Annotated in this window: 18 protein-coding genes; 17 read left to right on the top strand and 1 reads right to left on the bottom strand. The window is 67.2% G+C overall.

The features are described from left to right. Window positions 1-32: 32 nt before the first annotated feature. Entirely contained in the window at window positions 33-500 is a 468-nt protein-coding gene (locus QMX81_RS16800) for an SET domain-containing protein-lysine N-methyltransferase (RefSeq protein WP_121043218.1), read from the bottom strand. A gap of 172 nt (window positions 501-672) precedes the next feature. Here QMX81_RS16800 and QMX81_RS16795 point away from each other — a divergent pair, with 172 nt between their 5' ends. From QMX81_RS16795 to QMX81_RS16715, 17 genes are all read left to right on the top strand, one after another. Further along, a complete protein-coding gene (locus QMX81_RS16795; protein WP_026070170.1) occupies window positions 673-1,125 on the top strand; it encodes an SUF system Fe-S cluster assembly regulator in 453 nt (150 codons plus the stop codon). 13 nt (window positions 1,126-1,138) lie between these two features. Beyond that, entirely contained in the window at window positions 1,139-2,614 is a 1,476-nt protein-coding gene (gene sufB, locus QMX81_RS16790) for a Fe-S cluster assembly protein SufB (RefSeq protein WP_121043216.1), read from the top strand. Beyond that, window positions 2,611-3,021 (top strand): lysozyme inhibitor LprI family protein, encoded by a 411-nt coding sequence (locus QMX81_RS16785; RefSeq protein ID WP_282263174.1) that lies wholly within the window; start codon window positions 2,611-2,613, stop codon window positions 3,019-3,021. The genes sufB and QMX81_RS16785 overlap by 4 nt, the downstream gene beginning before the upstream one ends. 45 nt (window positions 3,022-3,066) lie before the next feature. Continuing rightward, entirely contained in the window at window positions 3,067-3,831 is a 765-nt protein-coding gene (sufC, locus tag QMX81_RS16780) for a Fe-S cluster assembly ATPase SufC (RefSeq protein WP_259261285.1), read from the top strand. Next, entirely contained in the window at window positions 3,831-5,093 is a 1,263-nt protein-coding gene (gene sufD / locus QMX81_RS16775) for a Fe-S cluster assembly protein SufD (protein WP_282263171.1), read from the top strand. The genes sufC and sufD overlap by 1 nt, the downstream gene beginning before the upstream one ends. Continuing rightward, window positions 5,090-6,346, top strand: a complete 1,257-nt coding sequence (locus tag QMX81_RS16770) for a cysteine desulfurase (protein WP_121043210.1) — start codon at window positions 5,090-5,092, stop codon at window positions 6,344-6,346. Before sufD ends, QMX81_RS16770 begins: the two co-directional genes overlap by 4 nt. Window positions 6,347-6,453: 107 nt before the next feature. Continuing rightward, window positions 6,454-6,990, top strand: coding sequence for a GNAT family N-acetyltransferase (locus tag QMX81_RS16765; RefSeq protein WP_121043208.1), 537 nt, complete (start codon window positions 6,454-6,456; stop codon window positions 6,988-6,990). Continuing rightward, window positions 6,987-7,319 carry a non-heme iron oxygenase ferredoxin subunit gene (locus tag QMX81_RS16760; protein ID WP_121043206.1) on the top strand — a complete coding sequence of 111 codons (333 nt, stop codon included), beginning with the start codon at window positions 6,987-6,989 and terminating at the stop codon, window positions 7,317-7,319. The genes QMX81_RS16765 and QMX81_RS16760 overlap by 4 nt, the downstream gene beginning before the upstream one ends. Before the next feature lie 89 nt (window positions 7,320-7,408). Next, a complete protein-coding gene (locus tag QMX81_RS16755; RefSeq protein WP_121043204.1) occupies window positions 7,409-7,798 on the top strand; it encodes a hypothetical protein in 390 nt (129 codons plus the stop codon). Between the two features lie 149 nt (window positions 7,799-7,947). Continuing rightward, entirely contained in the window at window positions 7,948-10,233 is a 2,286-nt protein-coding gene (locus QMX81_RS16750; RefSeq protein WP_282263167.1) for a TonB-dependent receptor, read from the top strand. Window positions 10,234-10,282: 49 nt separating this feature from the next. Then, window positions 10,283-10,972, top strand: coding sequence for a Fe2+-dependent dioxygenase (locus QMX81_RS16745; RefSeq protein ID WP_019185662.1), 690 nt, complete (start codon window positions 10,283-10,285; stop codon window positions 10,970-10,972). Beyond that, on the top strand, window positions 10,965-11,678 hold the full coding sequence (locus tag QMX81_RS16740; RefSeq protein WP_152153518.1) for a tetratricopeptide repeat protein: 714 nt from the start codon (window positions 10,965-10,967) through the stop codon (window positions 11,676-11,678). Before QMX81_RS16745 ends, QMX81_RS16740 begins: the two co-directional genes overlap by 8 nt. Before the next feature lie 132 nt (window positions 11,679-11,810). After that, the gene (locus QMX81_RS16735; protein WP_147433921.1) at window positions 11,811-12,248 is read left to right on the top strand and encodes a hypothetical protein; all 438 of its coding nucleotides are present in this window, start codon (window positions 11,811-11,813) and stop codon (window positions 12,246-12,248) included. 139 nt (window positions 12,249-12,387) lie between these two features. Next, a complete protein-coding gene (locus QMX81_RS16730; protein ID WP_282263165.1) occupies window positions 12,388-14,811 on the top strand; it encodes a TonB-dependent receptor in 2,424 nt (807 codons plus the stop codon). A 149-nt stretch (window positions 14,812-14,960) separates the two neighbouring features. Then, window positions 14,961-15,599, top strand: a complete 639-nt coding sequence (locus QMX81_RS16725) for a PepSY-associated TM helix domain-containing protein (RefSeq protein WP_152153521.1) — start codon at window positions 14,961-14,963, stop codon at window positions 15,597-15,599. Between the two features lie 22 nt (window positions 15,600-15,621). Next, the gene (locus tag QMX81_RS16720; protein ID WP_121043192.1) at window positions 15,622-16,140 is read left to right on the top strand and encodes a DUF2271 domain-containing protein; all 519 of its coding nucleotides are present in this window, start codon (window positions 15,622-15,624) and stop codon (window positions 16,138-16,140) included. A 26-nt stretch (window positions 16,141-16,166) separates the two neighbouring features. Continuing rightward, the gene (locus QMX81_RS16715; protein ID WP_282263164.1) at window positions 16,167-16,973 is read left to right on the top strand and encodes a DUF4198 domain-containing protein; all 807 of its coding nucleotides are present in this window, start codon (window positions 16,167-16,169) and stop codon (window positions 16,971-16,973) included. The last annotated feature ends 102 nt before the right edge of the window (window positions 16,974-17,075 follow it).

The following is a 17,075-nucleotide window of genomic DNA, read 5'->3' as shown; positions in this document are numbered from 1 at the left end:
CACCGGCCCATGGCCGGTGGCGACCGGAGGGATCAGCGCTTGGGCTGCAGCATCGTGCCGGTGCACTGCTTCGAACCGCAGCGGCACTCCCAGATCTTCTTCAGGCGCGCGGTGTGACGCTCGGCCAGGGTGATGCCGTAGTTGTAGGTCAACTCATCGCCCGGCTTGATGTCCTTGATCGCCTCGATGAATACCTTGTCCTCGCGGCGGTTGTCACCCTCGGCTTCCTCGATCACTGCTTCGCAGTTCGGATCGCAGCTGTGGTTGAGCCAGCGCGCGTCGTTGCCCTTGTAGTTAGCATCGATGACGTAGTCGTCGTTGAGGGTGAACAGGAAGGTATGACCGCTCTCCACATCCCCGGTGTCGTCGGCGTCCACGTCGGCGTGGCTGCGCAGCAGACCCTTGTACTGGATGACCCGCTCGCCCTTCTTGATCGGCGCCAGCGCGAACACGCCATTGCCATGGATGGTGGACTTGCGGGCCTGGATCTTCTTGGGCATCTGGCTGACCGTTGCGGTGGGAAGCCCCGATTCTCGCTTAATCTTTGTGATTGCCAAAGCGATGCGGTTCACTACGCGCCCAAGGCCGCCCTGCGGGCGCCTGAACGGGCGGGTTGGATGCCGCCGGATAAAAGCGTACAATTTCAGTCCGCTTTATGGTTCTGCACCCCACATGCTCCGCGTCACCAAGCTCACCGATTACGCCACCGTCGTGCTGACCGTGCTCGCTGCCCGCCCGGGCGAGGTGCTCAGTGCCACTGAACTGGCCGAGTTCGCCCGTCTGGAACCGCCCACCGTCAGCAAGCTGCTCAAGCCGCTGGCCCAGGCCGGTCTGGTCGAAGGCCTGCGCGGCGTCCGCGGCGGCTACCGGCTGACCCGTGCGGCAGACCAGATCACGCTGTTCGAGATCGTGGAAGCCATGGAAGGGCCGCTGGGCCTGACCGAGTGCGCCCACGACCACAGCCAGTGCGGCCGCGAGCTGCAGTGTGGCGCGCGCAGCAGCTGGCGGATGATCAACGACGTGGTGTCCGAAGCGCTGCGCGCGGTCACCCTGGCGCAGATCCTGCCCCCTCTTCCCCTTGTTGACGCCCACCGCCGCGCGATCGCGGCGGATGTCGTCTCCTGATCAGGCAGCCCCCATGGCCACCGATACCCTCGATACCGTCGCCACCGGCGATACCCCCAACCGCGAGATCCATGAGCAGCTCGGCCGCAAGTACTCGGCAGGCTTCATCACGGACATCGAATCGGACTCGTTGCCGCCCGGCCTGGACGAGGACACCATCCGTGCCCTGTCCGCCAAGAAGGACGAGCCGGAGTGGATGACGCAGTGGCGCCTGGACGCCTACCGCCACTTCCTGACCATGCCGATGCCGGACTGGGCCAAGCTGCAGATCGCGCAGATCGACCTGCAGGCGTTGAGCTACTACTCCGCGCCAAAGGGCCCGAAGTACGCCTCGCTGGACGACGTGCCCAAGGAACTGCTGGACACCTACGACAAGCTCGGCGTGCCGCTGCATGAGCGCGCCAGGCTGGCCGGCGTCGCCGTGGATGCGGTGTTCGATTCGGTCTCGGTCGGCACCACCTTCCGCAAGGAACTGGCCGAGAAGGGCGTGATCTTCTGCTCCATGTCCGAAGCGATCAAGGAACACCCGGAACTGGTCAAGCAGTACCTGGGCACCGTGGTGCCGGTCGGCGACAACTACTTCGCCGCGCTCAACTCGGCGGTGTTCTCCGACGGCAGCTTCGTGTTCATCCCCAAGGGCGTGCGTTGCCCGATGGAACTGAGCACCTACTTCCGCATCAACGCCGGCCACACCGGCCAGTTCGAGCGCACGCTGATCATCTGCGAGGACAAGGCGTACGTGTCCTACCTGGAAGGCTGCACCGCGCCGATGCGTGATGAGAACCAGCTGCATGCCGCGGTGGTCGAGCTGGTCGCGCTGGACGATGCCGAGATCAAGTACTCCACGGTGCAGAACTGGTACCCGGGCGATGAGAACGGCGTGGGCGGCATCTACAACTTCGTCACCAAGCGTGCCGAATGCCGTGGTGCGCGCAGCAAGGTCACCTGGACCCAGGTCGAGACCGGCTCGGCGATCACCTGGAAATACCCGTCGTGCGTGCTGCTTGGCGATGATTCGGTCGGCGAGTTCCACTCGGTTGCGCTGACCCACCATCGTCAGCAGGCCGACACCGGCACCAAGATGATCCACATCGGCAAGCGCACCAAGAGCAAGATCGTCAGCAAGGGCATCAGCGCCGGCCATGGCCAGAACACCTACCGTGGCCTGGTGAAGATCGATCGCGGCGCCGAGGGCGCGCGCAATTACACCCAGTGCGATTCCCTGCTGATCGGCAAGAAGTCCGGCGCGCATACCTTCCCCTACATCGAGGTGAAGAACCCCAGCGCGACGGTCGAGCACGAAGCGACCACCTCCAAGATCTCCGACGACCAGCTGTTCTATTGCCGCGCCCGCGGCATCGATCAGGAAAATGCGGTGTCGATGATCGTCGACGGCTTCTGCAAGCAGGTCTTCCGCGAGCTGCCGATGGAGTTCGCCGTGGAAGCCAAGAAGCTGCTGGACGTCAGTCTGGAAGGCTCGGTCGGATGATCCGCGTCCTGATCAGCCTGGGTCTGCTGCTGGGCGCGCTGGCGCCGGTGGCCGCGCAGGACGTGAAATGCGATCCGGGTGGCAACCAGCTCGAGCTCAATGCCTGCGCTGACGGCGAGTTCAAGCAGGCCGATGCCGAACTGAACGCGGTGTACCGCCAGATCGTGGCCAAGCTGGCCGGCGAGCCGGTCGCACTGGCAAAGATGAAAGCAGCGCAGCGCCTGTGGGTCCAGCTGCGCGACGCCGATCTGGACGCGCGCTACCCGGTGGGCGAGAACGAGAACCCTCGCCTGCTGTACGGCTCGATGTACCCGATGCTGTATTCCGGCGCCAAGGCGGCCTTGACCACCGCGCGGGTCACTTACCTGCGCAACGAATTCCTCGAGCGCAGCGAATACGACCTCTGAGTCGCGCTGCCTCCAGTTCCCCTATCTGACAAGACGATTATCGACATGTTGAAGATCGACAACCTCCACGCACGCATCGGCGACAAAGACATCCTCAAGGGCCTCTCGCTGGACGTGAAGCCCGGCCAGGTGCACGCCATCATGGGCCCCAACGGCGCCGGCAAGTCCACCTTGGGCAATGTCCTGGCCGGCCGCGACGGCTATGACGTGAGCGAAGGCAGCGTGCAGTTCGAAGGCCGTGATCTGCTCGAGCTGGCGCCGGAAGAACGCGCCGCCGCCGGCCTGTTCCTGGCCTTCCAGTACCCGGTGGAAATCCCCGGCGTGAACAACACCTACTTCCTGCGCGCCGCGCTCAACGCCCAGCGCAAGGCGCGCGGCGAGGAAGAACTGGACTCGATGCAGTTCCTCAAGCTGGTCCGCCAGAAGCTGGCCGTGCTGCACCTGAAGGACGAGCTGCTGCACCGCGGCGTCAACGAAGGCTTCTCCGGTGGCGAGAAGAAGCGCAACGAGATCTTCCAGCTGGCCGTGCTCGAGCCGAAGCTGGCGATCCTGGATGAAACCGACTCCGGCCTGGATATCGACGCGCTCAAAAGCGTGGCCGACGGCGTGAACGCGCTGCGTTCGCCGGACCGTTCCTTCATCGTGATCACCCATTACCAGCGCCTGCTCGATTACATCAAGCCGGACGTGGTGCATGTTCTGGCCGATGGCAAGATCGTGCAGAGCGGCGGCCCGGAACTGGCCCTGGAACTGGAAGCCCATGGCTACCACTTCCTGAAGGACCGCGTGGTGCCGGAGGCAGCGGTCTGATGAGCGCCCTGCTCGATTCCCTCGCCAGCGGCTTCTGCGGCAGCGATGCACGTCGCGCCGAGCTGGATGCCGCCCTGCAGGCCGGCCTGCCCGGCCCGCGCACCGAAGCCTGGAAATACACCTCCCTGCGCCAGCTGGAGCGTCGCAGCTTCCAGCCCGCCCCGCTCGCCCCGGCCATGGTCGATGCCGCCCTGCTGGCCGACATCCCGTCGCCGCGGCTGGTGTTCGTCAATGGTCGCCCGTCCGGCGCGCTGAGCGATGTCGCTGCAGTGCCGGCCGGTGTGCAGCTGGCCACCCTGTCCTCGGCACTGGCCGCGGGCGATGAAGCCGCTCGTTTCCTCGGCCGCCGCTTCGAGCGCAGCGAGGAAGTGTTCGCCCGCCTCAACGCCGCGCTCGCCGATGAGGGCGTGCTGCTGCGCGTGGAAGCAGGCGTGCAGGTCGAGGCGCCGCTGCAGCTGGTGTTCATCAGCGTGGCCGGCGATACCGACCTGTCCTGGCACCACCGCCACCTGATCGAGCTTCGTGCTGGCGCTGCGCTGGGCGTGGTCGAGCACCACCTGCATGTCGGTGATGCCGCGCACCTGGACAACACCCTGGTGCACGTCCATCTGGCGCAGGATGCGGTGCTCTCGCACGCCCGCGTGCAGGCCGATGCCACCCGCGCCACCTCGCTGCTGCGCACCGACGCCGTGCTGGCCCGTAACGCGCAGTACCGCCGCATCGATCTGGAGCTGGGCGCCGCGCTGAGCCGCCATGAGCTCAACGTCCGCCTGGAAGGCGACAACGCCCAGCTGACCGCCAACGGCGTGCTGCTTGGCAACGGCCGCCGCCATATCGATACCCGCCTGGGCATCGAGCACATCGCGCGTGATACCGCCTCGGAAATGGTCTGGCGAGGCGTGGCGGCCAACCGCAGCCGCGTGGTCTTCCACGGTGGCATCCACATCCGCGAAGGCGCCGATGGCACTGACGCCAACCTGTCCAACAAGAACCTGCTGCTCTCCGCCGATGCCGAGATCGATACCCAGCCCACGCTGGTGATCGATGCCGACGAAGTGAAGGCCGCCCACGGTGCCACGGTCGGTCAGCTCGATGCCAACGCGCTGTTCTACCTGCGCTCGCGTGGCCTGCCGGCCGATCGCGCGCAGCAGCTGCTGAGCGCGGCGTTCTGCCATGAACCACTGAACGCCCTCGACGCGCGCCTGACCGAGCAGCTCACCGCCCAGCTCGACCGTGCGCTGGCCTTGGCGGGCGTGGCATGAACCTGTCCACGCCGCGCCCGGTCGCCGATACCGGCGCCGCACCCGATTGGGACCGCGTGCGCCTGGACTTCCCGCTGTTGATGCGCGAAGTGCACGGCAAGCCGCTGGTGTATTTCGACAACGCCAACACCGGGCAGAAGCCGGTGCAGGTGATCGGCGCGGTGGACGAGTTCTACCGCCGCTACAACGCCAACGTCAGCCGTGCGGTGCATGCGCTCGGCACCGAAGCGACCGATGCCTACGAAGGCGCACGCAACAAACTGGCGCGCTTCCTCAACGTGCGCGCCAGCGAGCTGGTGCTGTGCAGCGGCACCACCTTCGCGATCAACCTGGTCGCCTATTCGTGGGCACTGCCGCGGCTGAAGGCCGGCGATGTCATCCTGGTCTCGCGCATGGAACACCACGCCAACATCGTGCCGTGGCAGCTGGTCGCCCAGCGCACCGGCGCGACGATCCGCGTGGCCGAGATCACCCCGGAGGGCGCATTGGATCTGGATGCGCTGCGCGCGGCCATGACCCCCGAGGTCAAGCTGCTCGCGGTTGCCCACGTCTCCAACGTGCTGGGCACGGTCAACCCGGTCCGCGAGATCTGCCGCGAAGCCCGCAAGCGCGGCATCATCACCGTGGTGGACGGCTCGCAGGCGGTGCCGCACCGCAAGGTCGACATCCCCGCGATCGGCTGCGACTTCTATGCCATCACCGGCCACAAGATGTGCGGCCCGACCGGCACCGGCGCGCTGTGGGCCAGGCGCGAGCATCTCGATGCCATGCCGCCGTTCCTCGGCGGAGGCGAGATGATCAAGGAAGTCAGCTTCGAGGGCACCGTGTTCAACGATGCCCCGCACAAGTTCGAGGCCGGCACCCCGAACATCGCCGGCTTCATCGGCCTGGGCGTGGCGGTGGATTACCTCGAGTCATTGGGCCTGGAGCACGTGGAAGCCCGCGAAGGCGAGCTGTTGGCGCACTTCACCGAAGAGCTGAACAAGATCGACGGCCTGCGCATCTTCGGCACCACGCCGGACAAGGCGGCGGTGGTCTCCTTCCTGGTGGACGGCGCGCATTCGCACGATCTGGCCACCCTGCTCGACCTGGAAGGCGTCGCCGTCCGCTCGGGCCAGCATTGCGCGCACCCGCTGCTGCAGTACTACGGCGTCGCCGCGACCTGCCGCGCCTCGCTGGCGTTCTACAACACGCATGACGAAATCGAGCGCTTCATCGTGGCGCTGAACAAGGTGCGCAAGCTGCTGGGCTGAGTCCGCCCCCGTCTGTGCCTCACCGGAACGCCGTGGCCTGCCACGGCGTTTTTCGTTCCCGGCTGCGGTCGTTTCCGTCCCGGCCCCGGCCAGCCTAAAATGGCCGCATGAGCACACTCACCTACCGCGCCGCCACGTTGGCCGACATCCCCGCCCTCGTCACCCTGGTCACCTCCGCCTATCGGGGCGATGCCAGCCGCGCCGGCTGGACCACCGAGGCCGACATCCTCGATGGCGCCCGCATCGACCCGCAGGGTCTTCAGGCAGACATCGAGCGCCCGCGCAGTACCATCCTGCTGGCCGAGCGCGGGAGCCAGCTGCTGGCCTGCGCCCATATCGCCGATGACCAGGGCAAAGGCTACTTCGGCATGTTCTCGGTGGACCCGACCCAGCAGGGCGGCGGCATCGGCAAGCAGGTGATGCTGGCCGCCGAAGCCCACGCCGCGCGCGAGTGGGGCGTGCCGGTCATGCAGATGACGGTGATCGACATCCGCGACGAGCTGATCGCCTTCTACGAACGCCGCGGCTACCAGCGCACCGGCATCAAAAAGCCCTTCCCGTATGGCGATGAACGCTTCGGCATCCCCAAGCGCGACGATCTGCGCTTCGAGATCCTGGAAAAGCCGCTGGCGGTGCCGGCGTGAGCGACACCTGGACCTTCGTCTGCGCCAGCGCCGAGCTGCTGCCCGGCGAGATGAAGAGCACTTTCGATGAGGTGACCGGCACGCCGATCGTGGTGTTCAACCTGGACGGCGAGCTGTACGCGCTGGAAGACCAGTGCACCCACGACGAGTTCGAGCTGTCCTCGGGCACCTTCGATACCACCGAGGCCAGCATCGAGTGCGTCCTGCACGGGGCCCGCTTCGACATCCGCGACGGGGCCGCGCTGTGCGCCCCGGCCTACTCGCCGGTCGCGAAGTTCCCGGTCAAGCGGGAACACGACGCCGTCTGGGCCCGCGACGACCGCGACTGACCCGGGCTGAACGCCGGCGTTTTGAAAACGCGAATTGTTCCTATTACCATAGGCATTGCGGCCACCCGGCCGCTCCTGCCCGGTAAGCCGTGTCCGCCAACCGCTCCGTCCTTGGTATCGCCGCCCTGTGGGCCACGTTCTGCGTGGTGCTGCTGGCCTGCGGCTGGCTGAGCGCCGGCAGTTCCGGTAACGCCGGGCGCTCCCCGGCGAAGGGCCAGACCCCGGCGATAGTGGACGCCGGCAGCACGCTTCGGGTCACCGCGCCCACCGCGCCTGCGCCGGAGCTGCCGTTCGCCGAGCCCAGCCTGACAGCCGAGACCGGCCCAGACCCCGAGGCCGGCCACCCGGCGGTGCTGCCTCGCCTGAGCCGCGGGCCGTGGGTCGCGCGGGTGCCGCTGTGGCGCGCCGACGCGCTGCGTTGGCAGCGGCTGGAACCCTCGCTGCGGCTCAACCCCGGCCACGCGCCTCCCTACGCCTGATCCCGGCGTCGACGCTGCTGCGCGTCGATGCCCGCCACGCCTGCGTCACCGCGCCGCCGTCGGCCGCCTGTCCGTTTTCCCCACCTGCCTCCGCTCCGCCGTGACCGCCGCGTGCCGTCCGGCCTTCGTCCGTCTTCCCAGGAATCACCATGACCGTCCGCCCGACTCCGTTGTCGTCCGCCCTGCTGCTGGCCATCGCCGCCCCCGCCATCGCCCATGCAGAGACCGATGCTGCCGCCGATCCGCAGCGCGCCACCGAACTGGACGGCGTGGATGTCCACGGCGAGCGCGTCCGCGCGCAGTCTTCCAAGTTCACCGCACCGCTGCTGGATACGCCCAAGTCGGTCAGCGTGATCTCCCAGCAGGTGATCGAGCAGACCGCGGCCACCACCCTGCTCGATGCGCTGCGCACCGTGCCGGGCATCACCTTCGGTGCCGGCGAAGGCGGCAACCCGACCGGCGACCGGCCCTTCATCCGCGGGTTCGATTCGGCCTCGGACATCTATGTGGATGGCATCCGCGATGCCGGCAGCCAGACCCGTGAAGTGTTCGCCATCGAGCAGATCGATGTGGTCAAGGGCCCGAGCTCGGCCTACTCCGGCCGCGGTTCGGCCGGCGGCACCATCAGCCTGGTCAGCAAGACGCCCAAGCTGGAGGACTTCGTGTCCGGCAGCCTGGCCGCCGGCACCGACAGCTACCGCCGCGGCACGCTGGATGCGAACCAGGTGATCGGCGACGGCATCGCCGCCCGTTTGAACATCATGAAGCACGATGCCGACGTGGCCGGCCGCGATGAAGTGAACAGCAGCCGTTGGGGCATCGCGCCGTCGCTGGCATTCGGCCTGAACGGCCCGACCCAGGCGGTGATCAGCCACTACCACATGGAAACCGACGACCTGCCCGATGCCGGCGGCTTCCCGTACAACAACCCGTTCACCAGCGGCCCCAACGTGGCCCTCAACGGTGACGGCAGCCCGATCGTGACCAACCGCGATGCGTTCTATGGCCTGGTCGACCGCGACTTCCAGAAAACCAAGGCGGACATCACCACCTTGAATCTGTCGCATGATTTTGGCGGCATCGTGCTGCGCAACATCACCCGCTACGGCGATACCCGCAACGATTACCTGTGGACCCAGCCGGACGACAGCAAGGGCAACCCGAACCTGTTCGGCACCGTCTGGCGCCGTACCAATGCACGCGCCACGCAGACCGACAGCTTCGTCAACCAGACCAGCGTGACCGGTGAGCTGGAAACCGGCCCGCTGCGCCACAGCTTCAACGCCGGCGTCGAGTACAGCAGCGAAAAGACCGTGCGCGGCACCTACGCGATCGCCGATGTGCGCCGCCCCAATGGCCAGACCACCGCAGGCACCAACAACCCGCTGACCGGCAACCAGAGCTGCCCGACCACCGGCGCCGCCACCGGCTACAACTGCACCGATCTGACCAATCCGAATCCGAACGATCCGTGGTCGGCCACCCATACCGTCACCCGCAGCGATCCGGCCCGCGATGTGCGCCAGACCACCCGCACCAAATCGGCGTATGTGTTCGACACGATCAGCTTCAGCGAGCAATGGATGCTGAACCTGGGCGCGCGCTTGGACGACTACAACACCCACCAGTTCAACCCCACTGCGGCGGCCAACCTGCAGCACCTGCGCAACGACACCTCGTTCTGGAACGGCCAGGCCGGCCTGGTGTTCAAGCCGGTGGAAAACGGCAGCATCTACGTCTCCTGGGGCACCTCCTCCACCCCGGTCGGCGTGGACGGCGGCGACGGCGCCGACGGCATCAGTGCCACCATCCAGGATCTCAAGCCGCAGCGCAGCCGCAACATCGAGCTGGGCACCAAGTGGGATCTGTTCGATGCCCGCCTGTCGCTGACCGGTGCGATCTTCCAGACCGAAATGAGCAACGCGCGCGTGACCAGCGATGCAGGCACCACGCAGAACGCAGGCACCAAGAAGGTCAAGGGCGCCGAGCTGGGCTTCAGCGGCACGATCGTGGAGGGTTGGCAGGTCTTCGGTGGTTACACCTACCTGGATGCGGTGGTCGAGGACAACGGCTTCGCGCTGGTCAACGGCGTCTACGTGCCCTCGCCGTTCAACGGCAACGCGTTCCCCAACACCGCCAAGCACAGCGCCAGCCTGTGGACCACGTGGGCGCCGTCGTTCGTGCCGGGCCTGAGCCTGGGCGCGGGTGCCAACTACGTGGACAAGGTCTACGGCAACGTCAACAACACCAAGTGGGTGCCCTCCTACACCCGTTGGGATGCGATGGTCGGCTACGCCTTCAGCGAGCGCTACAGCCTGCAGTTGAACGTGCAGAACCTGACCAACAAAACCTACTTCACCAAGGCGTACGCTTCGCACTACGCCGCCATCGCGCCGGGTCGTTCGGCCACGCTGGCCTTCAACTTCACGTTCTAACCGATACACCCCTTCCCGCGCGCTCGTGCGGGAGGGGCTGGAGCCCTCCATGCTGCTGCACATCCCCGACGTCCTCACCGCCGAGCAGGTCACCCAGGCCCGCCAGCAGCTGGCCACGGCCGGCTGGACCGACGGCCGCCTGACCGCGGGCTACCAGTCCGCGCAGGCCAAGCACAACCTGCAGTTGCCCGAATCGGATCCGGCCGCACGTGCGGTCGGCTCGGCCATCCTCGATGCGCTGGGCCGCAACAGCACCTTCTTCTCGGCCGCGCTGCCGCGTCGCATCTTCCCGCCGCTGTTCAACTGCTATCAGCCGGGGCAGACCTTCGGGTTCCATGTCGACAATGCAGTGCGCTACGACTACACCGCCCCGGGCCAACCGCAGCCGGTGCGCACCGATCTCTCGGCCACGTTGTTCCTGAGCGATCCGGACGAGTACGAGGGCGGCGAACTGGTGATCGAAGACACCTACGGCAACCAGCGGGTCAAACTGCCAGCCGGCCACATGGTGCTGTACCCGGGCACCAGCCTGCACCAGGTCACCCCGGTCACCGCCGGCACGCGGCTGGCCTCGTTCTTCTGGATCCAGAGCATGCTGCGCGATGACGGCCAGCGGCGCCTGATGTGGGATCTGGATGTCTCGATCCGCCGTCTCACCCATGACCACCCCGAACACCCCGCGCTGGTGAACCTGACCGGCGTGTATCACAACCTGCTGCGGCAGTGGGCCGATGTCTGAGGCCCCCTTGGCTGCGCTCGACGTGGCGGCACTGGCCGAGCAGCTGCGGCACGATCCGGCCGCCGCACTCGCCACCCTGGAAGCTACCGCACAGCGCGGCGATCCGCAGGCGCAGTGCCTGCTCGGCCAGGCGCGGATGGAAGGACGCGGGATCGCGCCCGATGCCGCCGCCGCCGTGCTCTGGTTCGAGCGCGCCGCCAATGGTGGCCTGGCGATCGCCATGAACATGCTTGGCCGTTGCCACGAGCTCGGCACCGGGACGCCGGTCAACCTGGCCCTGGCCGCGGTCTGGTATCGCAAGGCGGCCGATGCCGGGCTGGACTGGGGCCTGTACAACCTGGCCAACCTGCTGGGCACCGGCCGTGGGGTACCACGCGATGAACGCGCCGCGTTCGCGCTGTACCTGCGCGCCGCGCGGCTCGGCCATGCCAAATCGATGAATCTGGTCGGTCGCTGCCTGGAGGACGGGATCGGCGTGGCGGCCGATCCGGCTGCGGCACCGGCCTGGTATCGGCGCGCGGCCGAGGCCGGCGACTTCCGCGGCCAGGCCAGCCATGCCTCGTTGCTGCTCGCCGCCGGGGATATCGACGCTGCGGCGCAGTGGCTGCGACGCGCACTTGCCCACGGCAGTCCGTCGTTTCTGGCTCACCTGCGCCCCACCCTGGCGGCCTCGCCCCATCCCTCGATCCGGGCGCTGGTTGCCTGATTGCAAAGGCTGACGTACCTGCAGGCGCAGAATCATTAATCATTCTCATTTGCGTCCGCTAACGAATCTCACCTACAATCCCGCCGCGTTGCCGGTCGGCTGATCGACTGGCCGCTTCGACAGGGGCTCGTCTTGCGCCATCCACACCGCCATCGCAGCTTTGCTCCCGCCATGCGCGGGCGGCAGCAGGCGTTGTCGACCGTGCTGGCGTGGTTGGGCCTGTTGTCGCTGCTGCTGGCCGGCCTGCCGGTACTGGAGCGCGTTGCCCCCGGCAGCACCGTGATGGTCCTGCAGATGCCGATGGACGAGCGCCCGGCCGGCGGTGGCGAGACCACCCCGCAGGAAGAAGCCCCGGCCAAGCCGCGCCGGGTCGCCAGCGCACGCCCTGCTTCCACGCCACCGCCGCAGCCGTCGCTGCCACCGGTCGTGGAATCGCTGGATGCGCTGATGGCCACCCTGGTGGCACAGCCGCCGCGGGTCGTGCCCGCCATTGATTCGGCACCGGCCACGCCGCTGCCTGCCGCACCCGGCCTGCGCGTCCAGCGCGGCCAAGCCCCACCGCAGGGCTGATCCACACGGCCGGCGGCGCCATTGCGCCCCGCCCGGTCACGCACGTTCTGCCCGTTCCGGGCCTTCCTGATTCCTGCGCGTGCTGCCGCCCTGCGGCCTGCCGCGTTGCGTCCGCGTTCTTCTTTCCGAGGTAACCCCCATGGCCCAGCGCCATCGTCGTCGCATGTCTCTGTCCCGCTGCACCCTGTCCATCGCCCTGCTCGGTGCGCTGAGCGCCCCGGCCTTCGCCAACGGTGAGGCCGCCGGCCCGACCACGCTGGACAAGGTGGTCGTCACCGCCGCGGGCTTCGAGCAGAAGATCGCCGATGCCCCGGCCAGCATCAGCGTGATCAGCCGCGAAGAACTGAGCAAGCGCCCGTACACCAGCCTGGTGGATGCGCTGCGCGACGTGGAAGGCATCGACGTGGGCATGGAGCCGACCGACAAGAACGGCCGCGCCACCATTTCCATGCGCGGCATGCCGTCGGACTACACCTTGGTGCTGATCGACGGTCGCCGCCAGAGCAACGCCGGCAACCTGTACCCGAACAACTTCGGCGGTGGCCAGTTCTCCTACATGCCGCCACTGGATGCGATCAAACGCATCGAGGTGGTGCGCGGCCCGATGTCCACGCTGTACGGCTCCGATGCGATGGGCGGGGTGATCAACATCATCACCCGCCGCAACCAGACCGAGTGGCATGGCGCGGTCACCCAGGGTTTCACGGTGCAGCAGGACGACCAGTTCGGTGATGCACGCAGCACCGATGTCTACCTGAGCGGCCCGCTGATCAAGGACCGCCTGGGCCTGTCGGTGCGCGGCAGCTACTACGACGCCAAAGCCTCCAACCCGGAATGGGACGATCTGCCGCTGCCGGACGGCACGCTATGGTCGCGCAGCATCGGCTTCGGTGCCGGCGGCAAGGCGGTGGCCAACACCAACTGGAACACCGGCCTGCGCCTGAACTTCATCGTCAATGACGACCACGAGCTGTGGCTGGACTACGACGTGTCGCGCCAGAAGTACGACAACAGCGAAGGCCAGACCGGCACCCTGGACAGCCTGGCCAGCCTGTGGCGCGTGGGCAATGCCACGATCCCCAACCCGAACGGCACCGGCAACGTTACCCGCCGCGTGGTGCAGCCGCGCGTGGGTTACACCGCCTACCAGCGCTATGAGCGCGACCAGCTGGCACTGACCCACCAGGGCCGCTATGAATTCGGCACCTGGCAGACCACGCTGACCCACATCACCAGCAACAACCTCGGCCGGTCGCTGCCGCTGACGCTGGATGAGCGCGCCGATCTGCAGGGCCTGTGGAACGACGTCTGCCGCCGCACCGGCGCCGCCGCCAACTGCGCCGCCAGCGCACGCAACGGTCTGGCTGCGCTGAACCCGGCCGAGATGGCGCGCCTGCAGGCCTTCCTGCCGCGCCCGCTGCGCACGATGGAACTGAAGGGCAACGTGCTGGACACCATGCTCGATCTCACCTTCGGCGCGCACAAGCTGACCGTCGGCGGCCAGTACAACGATACCGACATGATCGACGGCGTGTTCGGCATGGACGGCGCCGGCTACAAGAACAACGTCAAGCAGCAGCACCGCATGTGGGCGCTGTTCGCCGAGGACAACTGGTCGCTGACCGACACCCTGACCGCCACGGTCGGCGTGCGCTATGACGACCACAACATCTTCGGCAGTCACGTCAGCCCGCGCGCCTACCTGGTGTGGAATGCCAACGATGCCTGGACCGTCAAGGGCGGCGTCAGCACGGGCTACAAGACCCCCCGTCCGGACCAGCTGTTCCCGGGCATCGTCGGCTTCGGCGGCCAGGGCGTGATCCCGCTGGTCGGCTCGCCGAATCTCAAGCCGGAGACCAGCACCAACTACGAAATCGCCGCGTACTACGAAGGCGATCGCTGGGGCTTCAACCTCACCGGCTTCCTCAACAAGTTCGACGACAAGATCGCCAGCGGCGGCACCTTCGCCAACTGCGAAGTCGCCCCGAACGATGGCAGCTACTGCGTGGATATCGGCCCGGGCTGGGCCGAGCTGGGCTACAGCACCTTCGGCCAGAGCGTGAACATCGACAAGGCCGAGACCCGCGGCGTGGAAGCGGCGGCCCAGGTGGATCTGCTGGACAACCTGCAACTGCGCGGCAACTACACCTGGACCAAGAGCGAGCAGACCAGTGGCACCGGCAAGGGCCTGCCGATCACCGGCAACCCGGCCAGGCACATGGCCAATGCCAGCCTGAACTGGCAGGTCAGCGAGGCGGTGAGCCTGTCGCTGATCGGCGAAGGCCGCTACGACCGCTACCGCGACACGCTGGTCAGCAACGTGGGCGGCGTGAGCAGCTCGCAGACCCGCTATTACGAGGACTACACCATCTTCCACCTCGGCGGCAGCTGGGATATCAACAAGTGGCTGACCGTCAACGCGCGGGTCAACAACCTGTTCGACAAGAACTTCGTCTCGCAGTCCTGCGTGCTGATCAGCGAGAGCGACTACAGCTGTGTGGATGACTATTCCACCAAGGATCAGCGCCGCAGCTACTGGATCTCATTGAACGCCAAGTTCTGAGGCACACCGCGGCGGCGTCCTGGTGACGCCGCCGCTGGCCTTGACCTCGGGCAGCGCGCCGGCAACGGAACGCTGCCTTCTTTTTGCACAAATTGCGAATCATTCTCATCAATGGTGTAATTCGCCCCTCAGTACTCTCTCTCCCGACCGTGGCCACCAGCGCTCCCTCTTCCAGCGTGCAACAACAACGCCGCGGCTTCTGGCTGCGCACGCTGCACCAGTGGCACTGGATCAGCTCGGCGGTGTGCCTGATCGGCATGCTGCTGTTTGCCGCGACCGGCATAACCTTGAACCACGCGGCCAGGATCGAAGCCAAGCCGGAGGTGGTCAGCCGCCAGCTGGCGCTGCCTGCCGAGCTGCTCGGCAAGCTCGGCGACCGCGCCGACGGCAATGCTCCTCTGCCCCGCGTGGCCAGCCGCTGGCTGGATGCGCAGCTCGGCATCTCGATCGGCCGCCGCCCGGCCGAATGGTCCGATGGCGAAATCTATCTCTCCATGCCCAGCCCGGGGGCCGACGCTTGGCTGAGCATCGACCGCGAAACGGGTGACGTGGAGTACGAATCCACCGCGCGCGGCTGGGTGTCCTATTTCAACGATCTGCACAAAGGGCGTAATGCCGGGCCAGCCTGGGGCTGGTTCCTGGATATCTTCGCCGTGGCCTGCCTGGTGTTCTGCATCACCGGCCTGTTCCTGCTGCACCTGCATGCCCGCCAGCGCCGCATGACCTGGCCGCTGGTCGGCCTGGGCCTGCTGATCCCGCTGCTGATCGCCCTGATCCTCATCCACTGACCGTCCCTTCCGGAGCCGCACCATGCGCGTCACCCTGACCATCGCCCTGAGCGGCCTGCTGGCCACCTCGCCGGCCTATGCCACCACCCTGGACATCAACGTCGAGGTGCCCAAGCTCAACGTGGCCGAGTACCACCGCCCGTATGTGGCCGTGTGGCTGGAAGGGGCCGACCAGAAGGTCGCCGCCAACCTCTCCGTCTGGTACCAGCAGACCGGCAACGCCGAAGGCCATGGCACCAAGTGGCTGCCCGACCTGCGCCAGTGGTGGCGCAAGAGCGGCCGTACGCTGGAGGTGCCGGTGGACGGCGTCACCGGCCCGACCCGCCCGGTCGGCAAGCACGCGCTCTCCTTCAGCGACAAGCAGCCGGCGCTCAAGGCGCTCGCCCCGGGCAACTACACCCTCGTGGTGGAAGCGGTGCGCGAAGTCGGCGGCCGCGAACTGCTCAAGATCCCCTTCACCTGGCCGGCCACGTCCGCCCAGTCCGGCAAGGCCCAGGGCGCGACCGAACTCGGTCTGGTCACCCTGTCCGCCAAGCCCTGATCCCCCCATCCACCTGGAGTTTTTCGATGAAGCGCACGCTCGTCCTCGCCGCCGCCATGGCCGCCGCTCTTCCGTTCTCCGCCCTGGCCCACAAGGCCTGGCTGCAGCCCTCGCAGACCGTGATCGCGGGTACCAACCCGTGGATCACCGTCGATGCGGCGGTCTCCAACGACCTGTTCTACTTCAACCACGTGCCGCTGCGCCTGGACAACCTGGTCATCACCGCGCCGGACGGCAGCACCGTGCAGCCGCAGAACGCGGCGACCGGCAAGTTCCGCAGCGTGTTCGATGTCGAGCTGACCCAGCAGGGCACTTACCGCCTGGCCACGATCAACAACGGCCTGTCGGCCAGCTGGGAAGAAGACGGCAAGCCCAAGCGCTGGCGCGGCACCCCCGCCACCTTCGCCACCGAAGTGCCGAAGAACGCCAAGAACCTGCAGGTCTCGCAGTCGGTCGGTCGCGTGGAAACCTTCGTCACCAACGGCACGCCGAACGACACCGCGCTCAAGCCGACCAACCAGGGCATCGAGATGATCGCGCTGGCCCACCCGAACGATCTGGTCGCCGGTGAAGCCGCGCGCTTCCGCGTGCTGGTCGACGGCAAGCCGACCGCCGGCCTGGCGTTCGAGATCACCCGCGGCGGCACCCGGTACCGCAACGCGCAGGACGAGATCAAGGTCAGCACCGATGCCAAGGGCGAGTTCGCCGTCACCTGGCCGGAAGCGGGCATGTACTGGCTGGAAACCGGCACCGAAGACAGCAGGACCTCGATCAAGGAGGCCAAGAAGCGTCGCCTGAGCTACGTAGCCACGCTGGAAGTGCTGCCCGAGTAACGGCCTTCGGCGCGGCCGCTGCACGCGCCGTCCACCTCATCGCGCCCGCGTCGACACGACGGGGGCTTTTCACCCGACGCAGTCCGGCCATCGGGCTTACTA

The sequence above is a fragment of the Stenotrophomonas sp. PS02301 genome, assembly GCF_029959485.1.
GTDB classification, from domain to species: domain Bacteria; phylum Pseudomonadota; class Gammaproteobacteria; order Xanthomonadales; family Xanthomonadaceae; genus Stenotrophomonas; species Stenotrophomonas maltophilia_Z.
The sequence above is the reverse complement of the archived record's forward strand: the minus strand, read 5'-3'. Positions and strand labels throughout refer to the sequence as shown.